Below are 19859 nucleotides of genomic sequence, written 5' to 3' on the forward strand. Positions count from 1 at the left end.
CGGTCGCGTGTCGTCGCACCCGGACAGGCGCTCGCTCGGATCAGCTCGCCTGCAGGACGGCCCACGCGATGAGCTTGTCCAGCCGACGGACGTCGATCTTCTTGTCGAGCTTGATCTTGATGTGACCCGCTCGGGTCCACATCTCCAGTTCGGCGTTGTGGTCCAGGAATCCACCGGCGTTCTCCGACGACCACATGGTGATGCTGCTGTACGGCAGCGAGTAGATCTCGACCTTCTTGCCCGTCATTCCCTGGGCGTCGCGGACGATCAGTCGCTTCGTCGTGAACACGGCGGAGTCCCGAAACGTCTTGAATGCCGCGACGGCCTGCTCGCCGTCGAGGAGGACATCGGTGACGTCGTCGGGGATCGGGATCTCCTGGATCAGGGTCCAGGCGGTGATGGGGGCGATCTCCATCCGGAGAGGTTCCCACGTGAGGACCGGCCTGTCCTCGAAATGGCGGGAGGCGAGAGGAACGAGAAGACCCCCGGCCGACGTGGTGGTCGACCGGGGGTCTGAAGCGCGCCCGAAGGGATTCGAACCCCTAACCTTCTGATCCGTAGTCAGATGCTCTATCCGTTGAGCTACGGGCGCACGCCCTCGCGGGCCTCGACGAGTCTAACGTGCCGGGGCCAGTGAAAGAAAATCGGGGGATCCGAGGAGTTCGGGACCGATGCCCGTACGTTGGAGTCCATGTCCGACGTGCCCCGAGTCCCGATGCGGCGCGACGCGGTCGCGAACCGGGAGCGGATCCTCGAGACGGCGGAGGTGTACTTCGCCGAGAACGGGGTGGACGCTCCCTTGCAGGGCCTCGCTCAGGCCGCCAAGGTCGGCGCGGGAACGCTCTACCGGAACTTCGCGTCCCACGAGGACATCGTCCGCGCCCTGTACGAGCGCGTGGTGGTCCGATTCGACCGGATCGCGGACCGGGCGCTGGCGGAGCCGACCGGCTGGGGCGCCCTCGAACGGGTCCTGCGCGAGAGCGTGCCGATCCTGATCGAGAGCCCGTTGACGGCCGAGATCATGCGGCGACAGGCGACGAGCAATCCGGACTACCGACCGAGCGAGCGCTGGTTCGGCCCGATCGCGCAGATCGTGGAGCGGGCGAAGGCGGAGGGGTCGGCCCGACCGGACCTCGAACCGGCTGATCTTGCGGCGACGCCGTTCGTGCTCGGCGCGATGCACAACTTCGCCCCGGAGAACCGATCGGGGGTCGCCCGGCGGATGGCGGCGCTGCTGCTGGACGGGATGAGGGCCCACCCGCACCCGCCCTCGGAGCTGCCCGAGGTGCCGTCGACGTTCATGGTTCCCCCGTCGAAGTCGACCTGATTCGGCATCTCCGAGGGGTGGCCGGTATCCTGAACCGGTTGTCTTGGAGATGTCGCATAGTGGCCTAGTGCGCCCGCCTGCTAAGCGGGTTGAGGTTTAAACCTCTCGCGGGTTCAAATCCCGCCATCTCCGCCACCCAAGCCCGGGGAACAGGTGAGCCTGTTCCCCGGGTTTCGTTGTTGGTGAGGCAGGGCCAGCCACGGCGGAGCTCGCTCCGCCCGCCCGGGCACGTGAGCCTGTTCCCCGGGTTTCGTTGTTGGTGGGGCGAGCCTGGTCCCGCGTCAGCCCGCTGGATCGAACCGCTCGTACCCGTTCGCGGTGTTGAGCCGGTCGTAGACCTCGCGCACGAGCGCGGGTCGCTGCGTGCGCTCGATGAGCGAGAGCGGGAACGCGGTGGTGGTGCCGTCCGCGTCGGTGAAGCGCAGCAGGCCGTCGGCGACGGCCACGTCCTCGATCGACGCCCACGTGCCGTCGCCGTGGCGGCCGCGGGCCCGGTAGCCGGCCGGGTCGAGCGTCAGCACGACCGGCGGCCTGAGGTTGGCCACGGCGGCGACGAGCAGCGCGATGATCGCGACCGCCGTCGCGATGACGGCCGTCGTGGTGCCGGCATCACCGTGGCCTGCGGTCAGGAAGGCGAGGACGACCGCGACGGCGGCGACGATGAAGCACACGCCGGCGAGCACCATGAGGTGCGCCCGATCGAGTCGGTAACGAGTCACGCAGAGGGGGCGGGATTCGAACCCGCGGCTGACATCGCTGCCAGCGACCGCTTTCAAGGCGGTTCCGATCGGCCACTCCGGCACCCCTCCAGGGCCGCCACCGAGGCGACGGCACTCCAGAGATTCTCGCACCCGCTACTTCAGCGGTGCGAGCCGCTTCGGTTCGGTGCGGGTGGGACGCTGCACGGCGCGGGCGGCACGCTTGGTCCGCGGCGCCATGACGAAGAGCCGCGCGACCAGTCCGATCGCGAGGCCGAGGATCGCGCTGTAGAGCGTCGACAGCGCGAAGTACGTGGGGTACGCGCCCGGGTCGATGAGCGAGACCGACACGATCACGGTGCCGACGACGGCGAGCACGCACACCCACCAGCCCTCGCGGTAGCGCGAGCGCATCGACGTGCCGACGATGAGCGCCGGGAAGCCGATCAGGAACTCGTACGGCCGCGGCACGCCACCGGTGTTCTGGCGCATCCACACGATCGTGTCGTCGATCAGGTCCTTGAGGGCGGTCGAGCCGTACGTGCGGACGATGCTGCCGTAGAAGAACAGCCCGACCGCGATCACCGCGACGATGACGAGCAGCTTGAGGTGGCCGCGGCCGAGACCGTGCAGGCCCGAGCCGAGCCGCCACACGATCGAGATCGCGAGGGTGACGGCGACGGCCATCACGATGAGGCCGAACGGCTGCACGTCGACCTTCGCGTTCCAGGCGGCGACGCCGACGGTGCCGCTCAGCGCGAGCACGAGCATGACGACGTACTCCCGCAGCACCTGCAGGAGGTTCCGCGCAGGCCGCGTGAACATGACCGAGGTGACCGCGGCCAGGACGGCGGTGGTGCCGGCCGCCGACGCGAGCAGGCTGTTCATGTCACTGACCAGGGCCGTGAACGACAGCAGTGCCGTGAGGCTGACCCAGATCCGCATGTGTCCGCCGGTGCGGTGCGTGAGGATCAGCGAGAAGACGACGACCAGGACGGCCGCGGACGGCCGCCACACCCATGAGGGCGCACCGACGTCGACGATCGCGGTGGCGGCGCCGGCCGTGCTGATCAGCCACAGGACGAACGTGCCGACCTGGAGGGCGCGAGCGAACCCCACGGACGCGACGCGAGGCTCGCGTGTCGCCACCTCGTAGGGCGTGGGGACCGACGTGTCGAGGCGTCGTCGGCCCGGCTGCGTCGTGGTCACGTCGTCGAGATCCTCCGGTTGGCGAGCGAGGGGTTGACCTCGCGTGAGCGCCGCACGGTGTCCACCGCAAGGTCTGCGGTGACCACCTCGTTCCCCCCGGCGGCCTCGTCAACGATAGTTCCCCACGGATCGGCAACCAAGGTGTGACCGGTGTAGCGCTCGCCTCCCTGGTCCGCGGCGGCCACCCACACGGTGTTCTCGATCGCGCGCGCGGCCAGCAGCGTGCGCCAGTGGTCGACCTTGCGCTCACCGGCCACCCACGCGGCCGGCACGACGAACGCCTCGGCCCCACGGTCGACCAGCATCCGCGCGAATTCGGGGAACCGCAGGTCGTAGCACGTCATCAGACCGACGCTCACATCGCCGATCGGCAGGACGACGGGCGCGATGTCGCCGGCGCGCAGCCGGTCGGACTCGCGGTAGCCGAACGAGTCGTAGAGGTGCACCTTGCGGTACCTGGTGACGAGGTCGCCGTCGGGGCCGACCACCACGAGCGTGTTGTAGGGCAGGCCGTCGGTCCGCTCGAACATCCCCGCGACGATCGTCGAGCCGAGCCGTCGGGCCTGCTCCGAGATCAGACCGACGAACGGTCCGTCGAGCGACTCGGCGATGGCGGCCAGGTCGTGGTCGGCGGAGCCGAAGTCGTGCATCGTCGCCTCGGGCAGCACGACGAGGTCACTGCCGTCGACGGCGGCGAGCCGGTCGGAGACCAGATCCCGGTTGGCGGCCGAGTCGATCCCCGAGGCCAGTTGTACGAGTGTCACGCGCATGACTCCAGTGTGGCCGGTCACTACCGTGGACTCCATGCGCGCAATCGTCGTCCGTGAGCCCGGTGGCCCCGAGAACCTCGTGATCGGCGAGGTCCCCGACCTCGTCCCGGGCCCGGGCGAGGTGCTCATCGCGGTGGCCGCGGCGGGTGTCAACCGCGCGGACCTGCTGCAACGCCAGGGCTTCTACCCGCCGCCGCCGGGCACGACGGATGTCCTGGGCCTCGAGTGCTCGGGCATCGTCGAGGCGGTCGGCGAGGGCGTCACGTCCCCGCAGGTGGGCGACGAGGTGTGCGCGCTGCTCTCCGGAGGCGGGTATGCCGAGCAGGTCGTGGTCCCGGCCGGCCAGACCGCCCCGGTCCCCCAGGGCACCTCGCTGCTGGACGCGGCGGCGATCCCCGAGACGTTCGCGACCGTCTGGTCGAACGTGTTCATGACGGCAGGGCTCCAACCCGGCGAGACCCTGCTCGTCCACGGTGGGACGAGCGGCATCGGCACCACCGCGATCCAGCTGGCGAAGGCCTACGGCGCCAAGGTCGTCACGACCGTCGGCAGCGCGGAGAAGGCCGAGGCGGCACGCGAGCTGGGTGCCGACGCGGTGGTGAACTACCGCGAGGAGGACTTCGTCGAGGTGACCCGCGCTGCCGGCGGTGCCGACGTGATCCTCGACATCATCGGCGCGAAGTACCTGTCGCAGAACCTCGCGGCGCTCGCCCGCGGCGGTCGCATCGTCGTGATCGGCCTGCAGGGCGGCACGAAGGGCGAGCTGGACCTCGGGACGCTGCTCGCGAAGCAGGGGACGATCGCCGCGACCTCGCTGCGCTTCCGTCCGTCCCAGGAGAAGGCCGCGATCATGGCCGCGTTGGTCGATCGGGTGTGGCCGCTCATCGAGGCCGACGAGATCCGTCCGATCCTCCACGAGGTCATCGCGCTCGCCGACGCGGCCGACGCGCATCGCGTCCTCGAGGCGTCCACCCACGTCGGCAAGGTCGTCCTCGAGGTCGGGTCCTAGGGTGGACGACATGAGCGACGAGCGGATCATCGACCAGCAGGGCGACCCCGTCGACGCGGGCTCGGAGCGCACGGCGCTGACCGACCTCGTCGAGCAGCCCGCGAAGGTCATGCGCATCGGCGGGATGATCCGCCAGCTGCTGGACGAGGTGAAGGCCGCTCCACTCGACGAGGCGAGCCGGTCGCGGCTGCGCGACATCTACGTCCAGTCGATCGACGAGCTCAAGGACGGTCTGGCCCCCGAGCTCGTCGACGAGCTGGAGCGGCTCAGCCTGCCGTTCGACTCCGCCGCGCCGAGCGAGGCCGAGCTGCGCGTCGCGCAGGCCCAGCTCGTCGGATGGCTCGAAGGGCTGTTCCACGGCATCCAGGCGGCGCTCTACGCCCAGCAGGTCCAGGCGCAGAGTCAGTTGCAGAACATGAGGCTGGCGCTGCCGGGTTCGCCCGGACGTGACGAATCAGACGCGGGGGAACGCGCCACACCCGCCGAGGCCGGGGGGATGTACCTCTAGGCTGGAGTCACCAGGGACTGCTCGTCCCGGGAAGTACGAGGTGATGGCAATGACGCCGACACTCCCGCCGTGCGCGATCACGCCGGCGATGTACCAGGACGAGGTCCTGCTCACACCCCCGTCGCGGCGCGACGTGAGCGCCGACGCATGGCGGGACTACCAGGGCAAACGCGCGGCCGCGCACCGTCGTTGCGCCGGCTGTGCCGTCTTCGACGCCTGTCTGTATCGGGCGGTCGTCGACGTCGACGTGACGGGCTTCCTCGCCTGCACGAGCGAGGCCGAGCGCCGTCGCCTGCGTCGCGACCTCGGTATCGAGGTGCAGCTCGACAGCAGCCCCTACGGCACGGCGCGCGTCGGTGGTGGTCCGGTGGACCACGCCGAGGTGATCGGCATGCGCAAGGCGCACCCGGACGAGACGTGCCGGCAGTTGGCCGACCGCCTGGGCTGCTCGACCTCGACGGTCAAGCGGCACCTGCGGCAGGAGCGCGAGGGTCGCGCCCGCGCCGCCGTGGTCGCGATGGAGAAGCCGACGGTGGGCGAGGTGCTCGACGCCTTCGACCGGCTCGACACCGCGCGTCGCGTCTGACCCTCAGAACCGCCGGTCTACCTGGACGCGCTCGGGCGTGTGCAGGCGCACCATCGTGCGGCCGACCGTGGCCGGGACCGAGCTGCGGGTCAGCAGGGACACCCCGATCATGAGTCCGAAGCCGGTCGGCACCGACCAGATCGCCGGCTGACCCATGAGCGTGGCCCACCACCCGTGGACGTCGGCCGCGAGCGTGACGAACGGCGCCGTCGCGGCGCACACGCCACCGCCCACGAGGCCGGCGATCGCGCCCGCGGACGTCAGGCCGCGCCACCAGATCCCGAGCACGAGCAGCGGACAGAACGTCGATGCGGCCAGCGCGAACGCGAACACGACGGAGTTGGCGACCGGGATCGGCTCGGCGACGAAGGCCAGCAGGAGCGGGACGAGCACGCAGAACGCCGCCGCGATCCGCAGCGCCGCGATCGACGAGAGCCGCCCCCGCCACGGCCCGTGGTCGCTCAGTCCCTGTCCCACGACGCCGGCGACGGCCATCGTGACGCCGGACGAGGTCGACAGGAAGGCGGCGAACGCGCCCGCGGTGATGAGCGCCGTCAGGAACTCCGCGAGAGTCCCCGAGAACACCCGGCTGGGCAGCTCGAGGGCGACGGTGTCGGCGCGGCCCGAGGCGACGAGGTCGGAGGCGTAGACCCGGCCGAGGACGCCGTAGAACGTCGGCAGCAGGTAGAAGCCGGAGATCAGCACGAGGACGATCAGCGTCGTGCGCCGCGCCGCGTGGCCGTCGGGATTGGTGTAGAACCGCACGACGACATGGGGCAGCCCCATCGTCCCCAGGAACGTCGCGACGATCACGGCGTAGGTCGTGTAGATGCTCTGGGCGCTGCCGTCGCCGAGCGGGGCGAGCCACGCGTCGGGCGCGTTCACGGGCGGCTTGCCGTCGTTCGACCACGCGAGCAGCAGGAACACGAGCGGGATCAGCAGCGCCGTCAGCTTGAGCCAGTACTGGAAGGCCTGCACGAACGTGATCGAGCGCATCCCGCCGAGCATGACGTTGATCGTGACGATCGCGGCCACGAGCACCGTGCCGACCCAGCGCGGCGAGCCCAGGACGGTCTGCAGCGTCAGGCCCGCGCCCTGGAACTGCGGCAGCAGGTAGAGCCAGCCGATCGCGACGACGAGTCCCGTCGAGACGCGTCGGACCGCGAGCGACTGGAGCCGGACCTGCGCGAAGTCCGGGATCGTGTAGGCGCCCGACCGGCGCAGCGGGGCCGCGACGAAGACGAGCAGCAGCAGGTAGCCGGCCGTCCAGCCGATCGGGTACCAGAGCATGTCGGCGCCGTTGATCAGCAGCAGCCCGGCGATGCCCAGGAACGACGCGGCGGACAGGTACTCGCCGCTGATCGCCGAGCCGTTGAGGGCCGGGGACACCGACCGGGAGGCGACGTAGAAGTCGCTCGTCGTCCGACTGAGCCGCAGTCCGAACGCACCGATCGCGACCGTCGCGATCGAGACGAGGGCGACGGCGACGATGCCCCACGTGGGGCTCACGGCGCCCGCTCACCCAGGGCCGGCTCGACCAGCTGGGCGAAGAGCCGCTCGGCCCGCTCGGCATGGCGGACGTAGAGCCAGCCCAGCACGATCACGTCGACGTACACCCCCGCGCCGAGGATGAGCCACGGCAGCGGGACGCCCGCGAGGCGGTGGTCGTTGAGGCCCGGCATCCACAGGAAGACGAGCGGCAGGCTCACGACGGTCAGCAGCAGCGTGATCGCGACCGTGAGGGCCGCGCGCAGCTGGGACCGTATGAGCGACTGCATGTAGACCTCGCCGACGCCGGTCGCCTCGTCGATCTCCTGGCCGACGCTGCTGCGGACGTGCGCCGGCGCGTGGGACAGCGGACTCGTGATCCGGACCCGGCCCTGCACGGGCTCCTCGGGCGAGGAGGTCACGGGGTGCGCTCGCCGATCAGCTCGCGCAGGGCCCGTGTGTGCCGCCGCGCCACCGGCAGCTCGGTCGTGCTGCCGCCCGGGGCGGGCACGATGATGCTCGCGCGGCCGGCCACCATCCGGACCTCGACGATGTGGGCACGGTTGACCATGATGCTGCGGTGGATGCGCAGGAATCCCGCGCCGGCCCACTCCTCGGCGAGCGAGCCGAGCGGGATGCGGATCAGGTGGCTGCCGCCGCCGAGGGTGTGCAGTCGCACGTAGTCGCCCTGAGCCTCGGCGTGGGTGACGTGCGAGCGGGACACGAACCGGGTCACGCCCGCCAGCTCGACCGCGATCGTGTCGTCGGGCTCGGTTCCCGCCGCGTCGATGTCGGCCACGGCGCGGCGGACGCTCTCGCGCAGGCGCTCCTCGCGGATGGGCTTGAGCAGGTAGTCGATGGCGTTGAGCTCGAACGCCTCGACGGCGTGCGCGTCATGGGCCGTGACGAAGATGATCCGTGGCGGCGACGCGAACTTGCCCAGCAGGCGGGCGATGTCGATCCCGGTCAGGCCGGGCATCGCGATGTCGAGGAACAGCAGATCCACGTCGCCGGCGTCGAGTCGTCGCAGCGCGTCGGTGCCCGATCGGGCCGTGTCGATCGGGCCGATCCGGTCGTCGCGCCCGAGCAGCCAGACCAACTCGTCCAGGACCGGCTGCTCGTCGTCGACCACCAGCGTCCGCAGTGCGCGCGCCATGAGGCCGAGCCTAGTCAGTCGCCACCGTGCTGGGCGTGACCTTTCGCACCGATCAGTCCGTGATGCCGCGGGCGTGCAGGGCGTCGCCGGTCTCGTAGGCGCGGGCAACCGTGCGGATGACGAGGGGCGACAGGTGTGCGCGGGGACTGCGGTCGAGTCCTCGGGCCCTGGCGGCGTCGTGGGTCTCGCGGGCCAGCTGCAGGGTCGTGGGGATCGCCTGGATCGCGAGGCTGAACAGCAGGGAGACCCGCTCGGGCGGAATGCCGACGTGGCGCAGGGGTCGGACCCAGACCGTGATCCGGTCGAGCATGCGCTGCGGGGAGGTGGTCGTCGTGAACACGACCGCCATGAGGGCGAGCGCGAGCAGGTCGACGACGGTCTCGATCGCCTTCGATCCCGAGAACAGCCACCACTGGAACGCCGCGATCGCGACCGCGACCGGCAGGATCGCCCGACCGGCCCGGGCGACGGTGCGCACGCCGACGCCGCCGAGGATCGCGACGAGGACGGCCACCGCGAGGAAGAGCCAGGACGCCGGCATGCTGCGGACGCTGACCACCGTGACGCCGAAGGCCGCGAGGACGGCGAGCTTCGGACCGACCGCCATGCGGTGGAGCGGACCGTTGCCGGGCCGGTAGTCGCCGACGAGGGCGCCGGGGTACTCCTCCTCGGGCGTGCTCATGCGTCGACCGCCGCGCGGTAGTGGGCCACGGCCTCGTCGCCGGGACCGTCGAAGGTCACGGCGCCGTCGGCGACCACGAGCACGCGGTCGCAGCGGGTCACGAGGTCGAGGTCGTGGGTGACCAGCACGACCTGCTGCTCGAGGGCGAACAACTCGTCGGCGACACGGCGCGTGTTGGCGAGGTCGAGCAGCGTCGTGGGCTCGTCCGCCACGATGACGTCGGGGTCCGTCGCGAGCACGCCGGCCAGGGCGAGCAGCTGTCGCTGCCCGCCGGACAGGGCGTGCACACTGCGGTCGGCCAGCTCGCCGAGCCCGAACCGCTCGAGGACGGCGATCGCCTGCTCATGTCGGCGGCCGGGATCCTTCTCCTGGCGGCGCAGCGAGAGCTCGACGTCCTCGACGCACGTGGGCATGACGACCTGGGCGCCCGGATCGGTGAACACGAACCCGACCCGCCGCCGGACGGCCGCACCCTGCCGGGCGACGTCGAGGTCGTCGATCAGCACGCGCCCCGCCGTGGGGCTCACGAGTCCGTTCACGAGGCGGGCGAGCGTGGACTTGCCCGATCCGTTGGAGCCGATGACGCCGATCCGGTGCTCGGTCAGGGTGAGGGTCGTCGGCCGCAGTCGCGACCCGACCCCCGCCGCCTCGAACCGGATCGTCGCCATTCAGCGGTCCGTGTTCGGGTGGAGCAGCTGCGGGAAGGCGCGGTGCACCTCGGCGGCGATGATCGCGACGAGGCTGGTCTTGACGAGGTCGCCGAGCCAGAACGGCACGTCCCACGCGGCGGCGGTCATGAAGCTGACGTCCTGGTGCAGGGCCATGCCGATGATGCCCAGCGGGTGGATCACGAGGATGCTCGCGGTGATGGAGCAGGCGAAGACGACGACGGCGCGGGTCTTGCCCTTGGGTCCGGCGACGTACTTCACGAGCGCACCGCCGACGAACGCGGCGATCGGGAACGACAGCAGGTAGCCCCACGTGATGCCGGTCCACACGCCCGGGCCGGACGAGTGCTCGGCGTAGACGGGCAGGAAGAGGCCCAGGGCGAGGTACAGCAGGACGGCGGCGGAGCCGCGCCACGGCCCGAGGATGCAGCCGGCGAGCATGACGCCGAAGGTCTGCAGCGTGATCGGGACGCCCTGCCCGCCCACGGGGATCGCGCCGATGTACGCGCACGCGCTGATCAGTGCGGCGAACGCGGCGATCAGGGCGAGGTCGACGGCGACGGTCGTGTTGCCGCCGGTCTTGTCCGTCGCGATGGCGTCGGCGGTCGAGGACTCGGTCATGGGGTTCTCCTGGATCGGCGGTGCGGGCAGGCCTGAACGGTGTTCACCTGAACGGCGTTCAGGCTAGCGTATACAGTGACCGCGTGGCCAACTCCCTCGACGACGTCGTGACCGGTGCGCTGCGCGTGCTCGACGAGTACGGCCTCGAGTTCTGCTCCATGCGCCGGGTCGCCGGCGCGCTCGGCGTCCAGCCCAGCGCGCTCTACCACCACGTCCCGGACAAGCAGACGCTGTTGGCGCTCATGGCCGATCGCCTCGTCGCGGAGGTCGAGGTCGGCGAGGACCCCGTCAAGGCGGCCCACGCCCTGCGCGAGGCCATGCTGTCGGTGCGCGACGGCGCGGACGTCGTCGCGACGGCGTCGGCATTCCGCCTCGGCGACTCCCGCATCGAGACCGAACTGGCCGCCGTGACGTCGCCCGACGTCGCGCGCACCCTCCTGCTCTACGTCTTCGGCCACACCCAGGCCACCCAGATGCACCGCCAGGCCGCCCACGTCGGCATCGTCGCCGAGGACCCCGACCTCGACGCCTCCTTCGCCCGCGGCCTCGCCCTCATCCTGCGCTGACCCCCGGGGCGGGGCGCTGACCCCTGCACAAGGTCTCGCTCAGAGGCCCAGGACCGCGCGGACGGTGGTGTGGACGCCGTTCTCGTAGTTCGGCGGGGCCGTGTAGTTGGCCACGTCGATGATGTCCGGGTGGGCGTTGCCCATCGCGAAGGACCAGTCGGCGGACTGGAGCATCTCGTAGTCGTTGAGGTAGTCGCCGAAGGCCATCGTCTGGGTCGCATCGATGCCCATGTTGGCCTGCAGCTCGCGCACGGCCAGGCCCTTGTCGACACCCTTCGGCATGACGTCGACCCAGTGCGCTCCGGAGATCGCGACGGGGTTGGGCTCGCAGTGCTCGAGCAGGAACGGGGCGGTGACCGCCTCGGGGTCGCCGAAGTCGTGGACCGCGATCTTGATGATCGTGTCCTGCACGGTCGTGAGGTCGTCGGTGACGGTGAGTCGCCGGTAGTACGGCTCGACCTGGTCGAGGAACGGGCGATCCGTGCGGGTGATCCACGCCGAGCCGACGCCGCACACGACGATGCCCAGGTCGACGCCCTGGTCGACGAGGCCCTCGGTCTTGCGGACGACGTCGAAGACCCACTCCGGATCGAGCGGATGGACGGCGACCTCGACGCCGTCGCTGGTCACGTAGGCACCGTTCTCGGCGATGATCACGAGTCCGTCGTCGACCTCCTCGAACATCGAGGCGACGGTGGCCCACTGGCGGCCGCTGGCCGGCGCGAAGGCGACACCACGTGCACGCAGTTCGTGGATCAGCTCGAACGTCCCGGCGGGGATCTGCTTGTGCTCGTCGAGCAGGGTCCCGTCGAGATCGGCCACGACGAGTCGGATGTCAGGCGCGGTCACCTCTCGACCCTAGTCCCGATCGACAACCCCGCGCGCCAGGTGCTCCTCGCGCACGACCCGGCGCAGCACCTTGCCGATCATCGACCGCGGCAGCTCGTCCACGACCTCGAGCCGGCGCGGCACGGCGTACGGCGGCAGGCGCTGCCCGGCGAACTCGCGCACCTGCGCGAGCGTCGGGGCCGGCGCGTCCTCGGACGCGACGACGACCGCCACGACCTCCTCGTCGGTGCCTCCGGCGCGCGGGACGCCCACGACGGCCACGTCGCCGATCCCGGCCAGCTCGCGCAGGTGCTCCTCGACGACCGAGGGAAACACCTTGAAGCCGCCGACGATGATCATCTCCTTGATCCGGTCGACCAGGACGGCGAACCCGGAGCCGTCGACCTCGACGATGTCGCCCGTGCGCAGCCAGCCGTCGTCGGGCAGGACGATCGCGGTCTCGTCGGGGCGGTCGAGGTAGCCGCGGAAGACCTGGGGACCTCGCACGCAGAGCTCACCGCGCACGACTCCGTTCGCGTCCGGCACGGCGTCCTGCGACGGCTCGTCCTGGTCGACGACGCGCATCTGCGTGTTCGGGAACGGCACGCCCAGCGCCCCGCGCCGGCGCGCCGGCGAGCATGGGTTGCCGAGCGCGATCGGCGAGCACTCCGTCATGCCGTAGCCCTCGATCAGCAGGCCGCCCGTCTCGGCCTCCCACCGCTCGGCGACCTCGGCCGCCAGCGGCATCGCCCCGCTGAACGCGAGTCGGACGGCGCTCAGGTCGACCTTGCGCGCGCGAGCCGCGTCGAGGATCCGGCCGAACATCGGCGCGACGCCGGGCATGAAGGTCGCCGGCCGGCGCCGCTGGGCACCGACGACGGCGACGGGATCGAAGTTCGGGAACGCCACGAGGGTCGCGCCGATGAGCGGCGGGAGCACGACGCAGAAGATCATCCCGAAGGCGTGGAAGAACGGGAGCATCCCGAACACGACCTCGTCGCCGGGACGGAACTGCGCCCACGCCTGGCCCTGCGTCGCGTTCGCGACGAGATTGCGGTGCGTGATCGCCGCGCCCTTGGGGATCCCCGTCGTGCCGCCGGTGAACAGCACGAGGGCGTCGTCCGTGGGCTGGCGCTCCACGGCGCGGTCGATCGGTCGCGCCGCCTTGACGAGGGTCGACCACTGCGGCGCATCGCCGGTCGACGCCCCCGTGAGCGCCGTCCGCGTGGCCCGGACCGACGACAGCGGCAGCCTCAGCGCGAGCCGCGAGAGCCGCGGGAGGTCGAGTGCCACGTCGACCGCGACGACCTCACGGACCGACGTCCCCCGCGCCGCCTCGAGCGCGTCGGTGACCCGGTTGCGCCAGACGATCGCCACGACGGGCGCCGCGAGCCCGAACTGGTCGTGCAGCTCGGCCGTCGTGTAGGTCGGGTTGTGCTCCACCACGACCCCGCCGGCGACGAGCACGGCGTGGAAGGCGACCACGTGGGCGCGGCAGTTCGGCAGCACGAGGGCGACCCGATCACCGGGCCGCACCCCGAGGTCGACCAGGACCGAGGTCGCCCGAGCCACCTCGGCGGCGAGCTCGGCGTACGTCGTCGTCGCGCCGAGGAAGTCGACGGCGATCCGGTCGGGCCACCGTCGCGCACTGTCATCGAGCAGCGCACCGATCGTGCAGTCGGGGACCTCGACGTCAGCCGGCACCCCGTCGGAGTAGCTCGCGAGCCACGGTCGGTCGTCGAACACGCGGCGGCTCCTTGCCCGGTCAGTCGATGACGGTGCGGTGGAAGTTGGCGTGCGAACGCGAGGCCGTCGGGCCGCGCTGGCCCTGGTACCGCGAGCCGTACTTCGCCGAGCCGTAGGGATTGTCGGCCGCCGAGGAGAGCCGGAAGAAGCACAGCTGGCCTATCTTCATGCCCGGGTAGAGCTTGATCGGCAGGGTCGCGACGTTCGCCAGCTCGAGCGTGATGTGGCCCTCGAACCCGGGGTCGATGAACCCCGCCGTGGAGTGCGTCATGAGACCGAGACGACCGAGCGAGGACTTGCCCTCGAGTCGGGCCGCGACGTCGTCGGGCAGGCGCACGTACTCGTACGTGGACCCGAGGACGAACTCGCCGGGATGCAGGATGAAGGCGTCGTCGCCGACCACCTCGACCTCGCGGGTCAGCTCGGACTGGTCCTCGGCGGGGTCGATGTGCGGGTACTTGTGGTTGTCGAAGACGCGGAAGAACTTGTCGAGGCGGACGTCGATGCTCGAGGGCTGGATCATCGAGGCCTCGTAGGGCTCGAGCCCCACCCGTCCGGCGTCGATCTCGGCGAGGATGTCGCGGTCCGAAAGCAGCACGAGTAGAACCTAACGCACGACCGCCCGGTGGCTCACCGGAAGGACAGGCCCGTCACCTGGTCGGTGTCGTACGGCGCGGACGCGAGGTCGGCGGTGCCCAGCCACCACTTCGACGTCACGGTGCCACGCCGGACGTCGATCGTGAGCAGGCGCGTCACCGCGACGTTGCCGGTCTCGTTGCCGAGGTACGCCACGACCCGGTGTCCGCCGGAGTCGAACGGGCGCGTCGTGGCGAGGCCCTCGTGACCGGAGAAGACGAGCTTGACGTTGGCGAACGGGTCGACGAGCTGGGACTTGATGGTCGTCGCGGCCTCGTTTCCGTAGCCGCCGTTGCCGGCGACGCGTCCCGACTGGGTGAGGTAGTCGTGGGTCTGGATGATGACGTTCGCGTCCGGATGGGCCGCGATCACCGCTCGGGCCCACGCGATGACGCCCGACCGCGGCCACAGCTCGAGGTTGAGGACGAGCCACGAGCGGCCCGCCGCCTGGAACGACGAGTACGTGTTGTCGACCTTCCCCGCCTCGAACGCGCCGGCCAGGCGCGTGTAGTCCTCGGGCGGGAACGCGGCGTTGTACTCGTTCGTCCTGCGCAGCAGCACGTTGGAGCTGCAGGACGCCGACGAGCCGCCGTTCGCGAGGCACACGCTCCGGTAGTCGCTGCCGCCCTCACGCACGGCCCGCGTGTCGTGGTTGCCGATCGACGCCTGGAACGGCACCCCGGCCGAGGCGAGGGTCCGCATCGCGGCACCGGCGACCACGTACTGCACCGGGTCGAGCCAGCCCCAGTTCACGAGGTCGCCCGTCTGCACGAGGAACCGGACGTCCTCGGCGGCGGCCCGGTCGACGAACCACCGCGCGCGAACGAGGGACGGGTTCGCGGCGGTGTTGGGCCTCAGCACCTCGTTCTGGGTGTCGCCGATGATGGCGATCGAGAACGCACCGTCCTCGTCGCCGGGGACGGGGGTCGGATAGGGCACGGAGCGGGTGACGCCGGGAACCTGGGGCGATGCCGGACCGGCCGGGATCGTCACCCTCATGAGGCGGACGCGCCGGTTGCACACGACCGCGCCGCGCTTCGTCACCTTCGCATCGCGCCGCATGACCACCGTGACGCGATGCTTCCCGGCGGCGTACGACTTCGCGCTCAGGTACACCCGCGAACCGCGCCGGGTCGTCCGCACCGTCCGGTCGAGCTTCCCGTCGACCCAGATCCGCAGGGTGGGGAAGCCCTTGCAGTACGCGGCGCGGGCCGTGACGCGCACGCGGCCCTGGCCGGTGACCGTGAAGGTCGCGCGGTCGCCGTTGCGGTCGAGGACCGGTCGCGTCGCGGCGGCGGCGGGACTCGGGCTGCCGAGGGCGGCGAGCAGTGCGACGGCTGCCACGAAGGCGGCGCAGAGCGCGATCGGCTGTCGGAGCGTTCGAGGGAACATACTCGGCCTCGAGAGATGCGGGGAGATTCCCATCGTGACACGATCCACGGCCGCTGGCGAGGGTCGACCTCGACCGGCGGCCCGCTCAGGGCACGCGGCGCAGGTGGGTCGACGTGCGGATGTGGACGGCTCGGACGGCGGCCGCGGTCACGGCGGCGGCCGCCAGCACGAGCAGTGGCGCCGCGAGTCCCGCCGCGGGCCGGATCACCTCGAGCAGGACCGGCAGGCCGAATCCCAGGTACGTGCAGACGTAGAAGACGCCGACGACCAGGCCCCGAGACTCCCGGGGCGCGAGCAGCTCGACGTCGACGAGTCCCTCGCGCAGGCACAGGCCGTAGGCCAGGCCGAGCACCACGACGGTGAGCAGGAACATCGCGACCGAGGGCGCCTCGCCCGCGGCGGCGGCGAGGCAGAAGCCGAGGCCGGCCAGGAGGGCGCCTGCGACGCCGGCCTGCGGACCCCAGCCCGCGCGGCGCGCCACGACCTGGATCGCCGCGCCGGTGCCGAGCGCCAGGAACGCCGACGCCCCCGTCAGTGCCGGACCTCCGTGGTGGTCCTCCATGCGTCCGGCCAGCACGACGATCGCGACCGTGACCGTCGAGAAGACCCACAGCGCCATCGGGACCGCGGCGGCCAGCGCCAGGGCGACTCCCCGCCGTTCCCCCGCCGCGACGACACCCGCGCGAGCGGCGTCCTCGGGACCGATCTCCTGCACCGACGCCGTCACCGCGGGCGGCCGGACCCGCGCCGCACCGAAGACCGCGAGCAGCGACAGGGCGACAGTGACGGCGAACGGGAGGGTCAGCGCCACGGCCTCCGGCGAGAACTGCGCGATCAGTCCCGTGACGAGCGGCCCGATGCCGAAGCCCAGAGTGAGCACCACTCCGGCAAGCGTCGCGCCTCGCTGGGCACCGAGGTCGGCCGCCCAGGCGGTGCCGGCACTGACGGCCAGGCCGACACCCACCCCCACGACGAGCCGCCCGACGAACACACCGGACTCGGTGTGCCAGAACAGCATCAGCGCGTTGCCGGCGGCCGCCGCCGTCGCGCCGCACAGCACGATCGGGCGGCGGCCCCGCCGGTCCGAGAGGTTCCCGCCACCGAGGAGTCCCGGCAGCAGCCCGAGCGCGTAGATCCCGAACGCTCCCTTGAGCACGGCCGGCGAGAGCCCCTCGGCCTCGGCGAGGACGGGCAGCATCGCCGCGAAGTGGTTGGCCGCCCAACCGCTGACGAACAGCAGGACGAGGACGGCCACGAGCCCACGGCGGGGCGTGCTCACCGGCCCTCGATCGACGACGGTCCGGGGCGCGCGGCGAGGCAGACGATGATCCGCTCGACCTCGGCCGGACTCTGCAGCCGCGGGCCGAACGCCTCACGAATCTGGTCCATCCGGTACCGAACCGTCTGCGGATGGACACCGAGCTCGTGCGCCACGGCGCCACGCTGGCCGAGATGGAGCAGCCAGCTCCGCAGCGTGTCCGTGAGCGCCTCCACCTTCCGCTCCGACAGTCCGGACAACGGGGCCATCGTTCGCTCCCACAGCAGGTCGCCAGCGTCGCGGTCGGCCCTGAGGACGCAGTCGAGGAGGTGGTCCTCGACATCGCGCACGCCCGTCATGGCGCCGAGGTCCCACGACCGCTCGGCGAGCCGCAGGGACGCCGCGGCGCGACGGATCGGCACGGTCGGACCGACGCACGCCTGGACCGCGGCGAGGTCGGCGACGAGGCGGGCACGGCGCGACGCGGACAGGTCGGGCAGCACGACCACCCCGGCGCCGGCCGCGGACTCCGTCGAGGCGGGCAGGGCGCCCGCGGGACTCAGCGAGGTCACCCGGACGAGGTCGTGTCGTGCCGCGACGACCACGGTGACCGTCTCGGGCAGGCGAACTCGGGCGGCGTCGGCCGCATCGCGCAGGTCGTCACCGGCCGCCGCCTGCACCACGAGGTCCGCGAAGCGCTCACGCGCCTGCTCCAGGGCGCGGCGAGCGGACGACACTCCCTCCGCATGACCCGCGATGCTGGCCGCGGAGACCTGGTCGACGAAGCCGAACAGCGCACTCGCGAGGTCGGCGATCTGCCGGGCGTCCAGCCCTTCGGCGTGGGCGGCCTCGGCGTACTCGTGCCACGCCGCGCGCGTGCCGACGCGGTAGGCGGCGAGCAGGTCGTCGAGGCCCTGCCCGATCCGGGCCTGGAGCCGACCCATCTCGAAGGCCATCGACCGGGCCCGGTCCATCTCCTCGTCGCCGTTGCTGGCCGCCTCGACGAAGGTGTCGATCGCCGCCATGATCCGGTCCGTCACGTGGTGCTCACCGGGGCGGTCGAAGCCGTTGCGATAGGCCGGGACGCCGCTGACGACCGCGTCGAGGATCACGCCGCGCGTCCGCGCGCGCAGTTCCGGACTCAGCTGGAGGACACTCGACTGCGCCGTCATGTCGGCACTGTATCGGCCCGAAACTGTACTCGCGAGACAGGACGGGTCCACGAACTTCGCCCCTGCGCTCCTAGTTCTGTTCCCGTGTTTGATGCGAGTCTCCTGAGATGGTGGACGTCGAACGCACCGACCTCGAGCTGGCCCACGGGATCGAGCGTGCCTTCGCCCGGTCCGGGGTCCGCGAGTCCAGCCTCTCGGCCATGAGCAGCGACGCGCGCCTCGCACGGCTCCGGGACACCCGGGCCCACGGCGCCGTCGTCGAGGCGCTCGACTTCTGCTTCGAGGCGCGCGCGAAGGTGCTGATCGCCCTCATCGACGACGACCTCGAGAACTTCGCCTGGTCGGAGATCGCCCCCACGGAGGCCGACTGCCTCCTCATCGCCGGCCGCGCGGGACGCGACGCGTGGGGCGGCCGGTGGCCGAGCCTGTGGACCGAGTGGTCGGCGCTGGCGGTGCGCCACGACCACGTCCGCGCGCACCGATCCCGGCTCGAACGCGCGTGGGCGTCCCGGATCAGCCGCCACTGGCGCGACGGCGCGGCGGTCAGTGCCGCGACCGCCGATCACATGGCGTGGGTGTCGCTCGCGTCGCAGGCGCTGCCCGGGCTCGAGACCTCCGGTGCGCTCGGCGAGTGGATCGGCCGCGCGATGAAGTTGGGGCTGATGGACCGCGTCAGCGGTGTGCGTCCAGCCACGTGATGACGTCGTCGGTCACCTCGTCGCGGTTGGTCTCGTTGAGGATCTCGTGTCGTGCACCCGGGTGGAGGGTCACGGTCACGTCCTCCACTCCCGCCGCGCGATAGCGCTCGCCGAGCACCTCGACGAGCTGCCCCTGACCGGCGAGCGGGTCGTCGGTGCCGGAGGCGATGAGGATCGGCAGGTCCGACCGGATGCGGCCGAGCGCGGCGGGATCGGCCAGCCGGGCGGCATCGGAGAACAGGCTCGGCACGGTCGCCTCGGCGAGGTCGAAGCCACACAGCGGATCTGCCACGTAGAGGTCGACCTCGGCCTCGTCGCGGGAGAGCCACTCGTACCCGGTCCGCGGCTCGAAGCCCGCGTTGAATGCCGTCAGGTCCGCCGCGCCGGACTCGGCCATCGCCTGGGCGAGCAGGTCGAGCGACGTGGACCCCGACAGCACCAGGCCCGCGTACAGGTCGGCGTGGTCGAGGATCACCTGCTGCGACGCGAACGACCCCATCGAGTGGCCGAACAGGAAGACCGGACGGTCGGGGCTCTCGTGGGAGATGAGGTCCCGCACCGCGACGACGTCGTCCACGAGGGCGCCCCAGCCGGCAACCCCGAAGTCACCCAGGACGACGTCCCCGCCCACCGACGCACCGTGCCCCCGGTGGTCGTGGGCGTACACGGTGTAGCCCCGGCCGACCAGCGCCTCGGCGAAGCGCGCGTAGCGATCCGAGTGCTCCGCCAACCCATGGGCGACCTGGACGACCGCCACGGGATCGTCGGCCGTCCACCGCTGGACGCGCAGCTCGAGGCCGTCGTTCGGGGAGGTCACCGTGGACACGTCGTGGGTCATGCC

23 protein-coding genes and 3 tRNA genes are annotated in these 19859 nt (G+C 71.5%); 7 read left to right on the plus strand and 19 right to left on the minus strand.

What is annotated here, in order from left to right:
* Positions 1-40 precede the first annotated feature (40 nt).
* Both ACT26F_RS12665 and ACT26F_RS12670 read right to left on the minus strand, forming a co-directional pair.
* On the minus strand, positions 41-415 hold the full coding sequence (locus ACT26F_RS12665; protein ID WP_471670905.1) for a PH domain-containing protein: 375 nt from the start codon (positions 413-415) through the stop codon (positions 41-43).
* A 104-nt stretch (positions 416-519) separates the two neighbouring features.
* Positions 520-592: transfer RNA gene (locus tag ACT26F_RS12670), tRNA-Arg, on the minus strand.
* Between the two features lie 99 nt (positions 593-691).
* Here ACT26F_RS12670 and ACT26F_RS12675 point away from each other — a divergent pair.
* Together ACT26F_RS12675 and ACT26F_RS12680 are read left to right on the plus strand one after the other, a co-directional pair.
* On the plus strand, positions 692-1327 hold the full coding sequence (locus tag ACT26F_RS12675) for a TetR/AcrR family transcriptional regulator (protein ID WP_471670906.1): 636 nt from the start codon (positions 692-694) through the stop codon (positions 1325-1327).
* Between the two features lie 45 nt (positions 1328-1372).
* Positions 1373-1462: transfer RNA gene (locus ACT26F_RS12680), tRNA-Ser, on the plus strand.
* 146 nt (positions 1463-1608) lie between these two features.
* Here the strand turns inward: ACT26F_RS12680 and ACT26F_RS12685 are convergent.
* The 4 genes from ACT26F_RS12685 to ACT26F_RS12700 form a co-directional block, all read right to left on the minus strand.
* Positions 1609-2046 (minus strand): hypothetical protein, encoded by a 438-nt coding sequence (locus ACT26F_RS12685; RefSeq protein WP_471670907.1) that lies wholly within the window; start codon positions 2044-2046, stop codon positions 1609-1611.
* Between the two features lies 1 nt (position 2047).
* A tRNA-Ser gene (locus tag ACT26F_RS12690) sits at positions 2048-2136 on the minus strand.
* Between the two features lie 45 nt (positions 2137-2181).
* On the minus strand, positions 2182-3234 hold the full coding sequence (locus tag ACT26F_RS12695; protein ID WP_471670908.1) for a hypothetical protein: 1053 nt from the start codon (positions 3232-3234) through the stop codon (positions 2182-2184).
* A complete protein-coding gene (locus ACT26F_RS12700) occupies positions 3231-4004 on the minus strand; it encodes a carbon-nitrogen hydrolase family protein (RefSeq protein WP_471670909.1) in 774 nt (257 codons plus the stop codon). Before ACT26F_RS12700 ends, ACT26F_RS12695 begins: the two co-directional genes overlap by 4 nt.
* Positions 4005-4038: 34 nt before the next feature.
* Here ACT26F_RS12700 and ACT26F_RS12705 point away from each other — a divergent pair, with 34 nt between their 5' ends.
* From ACT26F_RS12705 to ACT26F_RS12715, 3 genes are read left to right on the plus strand one after another with little or no spacing between them, the layout of a single operon-like run.
* A complete protein-coding gene (locus ACT26F_RS12705) occupies positions 4039-5013 on the plus strand; it encodes an NAD(P)H-quinone oxidoreductase (RefSeq protein WP_471670910.1) in 975 nt (324 codons plus the stop codon).
* 10 nt (positions 5014-5023) lie between these two features.
* Complete coding sequence (locus ACT26F_RS12710; protein ID WP_471670911.1) at positions 5024-5521, plus strand: bacterial proteasome activator family protein; 498 nt, start codon at positions 5024-5026, stop codon at positions 5519-5521.
* Positions 5522-5570: 49 nt separating this feature from the next.
* Positions 5571-6107: a winged helix-turn-helix domain-containing protein gene (locus ACT26F_RS12715; protein ID WP_471670912.1), complete on the plus strand. Its 537-nt coding sequence runs from the start codon at positions 5571-5573 to the stop codon at positions 6105-6107.
* A 3-nt stretch (positions 6108-6110) separates the two neighbouring features.
* Here ACT26F_RS12715 and ACT26F_RS12720 read toward each other — a convergent pair whose 3' ends face one another.
* The 6 genes from ACT26F_RS12720 to ACT26F_RS12745 are packed head-to-tail and all read right to left on the minus strand — an operon-like array spanning position 6111 to position 10722.
* Complete coding sequence (locus ACT26F_RS12720) at positions 6111-7616, minus strand: sodium/solute symporter (protein WP_471670913.1); 1506 nt, start codon at positions 7614-7616, stop codon at positions 6111-6113.
* On the minus strand, positions 7613-8017 hold the full coding sequence (locus ACT26F_RS12725) for a DUF485 domain-containing protein (protein ID WP_471670914.1): 405 nt from the start codon (positions 8015-8017) through the stop codon (positions 7613-7615). Before ACT26F_RS12725 ends, ACT26F_RS12720 begins: the two co-directional genes overlap by 4 nt.
* Complete coding sequence (locus ACT26F_RS12730) at positions 8014-8751, minus strand: LytR/AlgR family response regulator transcription factor (RefSeq protein ID WP_471670915.1); 738 nt, start codon at positions 8749-8751, stop codon at positions 8014-8016. Before ACT26F_RS12730 ends, ACT26F_RS12725 begins: the two co-directional genes overlap by 4 nt.
* Before the next feature lie 52 nt (positions 8752-8803).
* Positions 8804-9433, minus strand: coding sequence for an energy-coupling factor transporter transmembrane component T family protein (locus ACT26F_RS12735; RefSeq protein ID WP_471670916.1), 630 nt, complete (start codon positions 9431-9433; stop codon positions 8804-8806).
* On the minus strand, positions 9430-10101 hold the full coding sequence (locus ACT26F_RS12740) for an energy-coupling factor ABC transporter ATP-binding protein (RefSeq protein ID WP_471670917.1): 672 nt from the start codon (positions 10099-10101) through the stop codon (positions 9430-9432). The genes ACT26F_RS12735 and ACT26F_RS12740 overlap by 4 nt, the downstream gene beginning before the upstream one ends.
* On the minus strand, positions 10102-10722 hold the full coding sequence (locus tag ACT26F_RS12745; RefSeq protein ID WP_471670918.1) for a biotin transporter BioY: 621 nt from the start codon (positions 10720-10722) through the stop codon (positions 10102-10104). It lies immediately after the preceding gene.
* Between the two features lie 83 nt (positions 10723-10805).
* Here ACT26F_RS12745 and ACT26F_RS12750 point away from each other — a divergent pair, with 83 nt between their 5' ends.
* Positions 10806-11288 carry a TetR/AcrR family transcriptional regulator gene (locus ACT26F_RS12750; RefSeq protein ID WP_471670919.1) on the plus strand — a complete coding sequence of 161 codons (483 nt, stop codon included), beginning with the start codon at positions 10806-10808 and terminating at the stop codon, positions 11286-11288.
* Positions 11289-11327: 39 nt separating this feature from the next.
* Here ACT26F_RS12750 and ACT26F_RS12755 read toward each other — a convergent pair whose 3' ends face one another.
* From ACT26F_RS12755 to ACT26F_RS12780, 6 genes are all read right to left on the minus strand, one after another.
* Positions 11328-12137: an HAD family hydrolase gene (locus ACT26F_RS12755; RefSeq protein WP_471670920.1), complete on the minus strand. Its 810-nt coding sequence runs from the start codon at positions 12135-12137 to the stop codon at positions 11328-11330.
* Between the two features lie 9 nt (positions 12138-12146).
* Positions 12147-13862 carry an AMP-binding protein gene (locus tag ACT26F_RS12760; protein ID WP_471670921.1) on the minus strand — a complete coding sequence of 572 codons (1716 nt, stop codon included), beginning with the start codon at positions 13860-13862 and terminating at the stop codon, positions 12147-12149.
* A 19-nt stretch (positions 13863-13881) separates the two neighbouring features.
* The gene (gene dcd / locus ACT26F_RS12765) at positions 13882-14460 is read right to left on the minus strand and encodes a dCTP deaminase (RefSeq protein WP_471670922.1); all 579 of its coding nucleotides are present in this window, start codon (positions 14458-14460) and stop codon (positions 13882-13884) included.
* A 32-nt stretch (positions 14461-14492) separates the two neighbouring features.
* A complete protein-coding gene (locus tag ACT26F_RS12770) occupies positions 14493-15842 on the minus strand; it encodes a metallophosphoesterase (protein ID WP_471670923.1) in 1350 nt (449 codons plus the stop codon).
* A 133-nt stretch (positions 15843-15975) separates the two neighbouring features.
* Positions 15976-17169, minus strand: coding sequence for an MFS transporter (locus ACT26F_RS12775; protein ID WP_471670924.1), 1194 nt, complete (start codon positions 17167-17169; stop codon positions 15976-15978).
* Positions 17166-18320: a PucR-like N-terminal domain-containing protein gene (locus ACT26F_RS12780; protein WP_471670925.1), complete on the minus strand. Its 1155-nt coding sequence runs from the start codon at positions 18318-18320 to the stop codon at positions 17166-17168. Before ACT26F_RS12780 ends, ACT26F_RS12775 begins: the two co-directional genes overlap by 4 nt.
* Before the next feature lie 107 nt (positions 18321-18427).
* Here ACT26F_RS12780 and ACT26F_RS12785 point away from each other — a divergent pair, with 107 nt between their 5' ends.
* Complete coding sequence (locus ACT26F_RS12785; RefSeq protein WP_471670926.1) at positions 18428-19018, plus strand: hypothetical protein; 591 nt, start codon at positions 18428-18430, stop codon at positions 19016-19018.
* Here ACT26F_RS12785 and ACT26F_RS12790 read toward each other — a convergent pair.
* Complete coding sequence (locus tag ACT26F_RS12790) at positions 18993-19856, minus strand: alpha/beta fold hydrolase (protein ID WP_471670927.1); 864 nt, start codon at positions 19854-19856, stop codon at positions 18993-18995. The genes ACT26F_RS12785 and ACT26F_RS12790 overlap by 26 nt on opposite strands.
* Positions 19857-19859: the final 3 nt, after the last annotated feature.

Source organism: Aeromicrobium sp. SP1 (assembly GCF_055663785.1).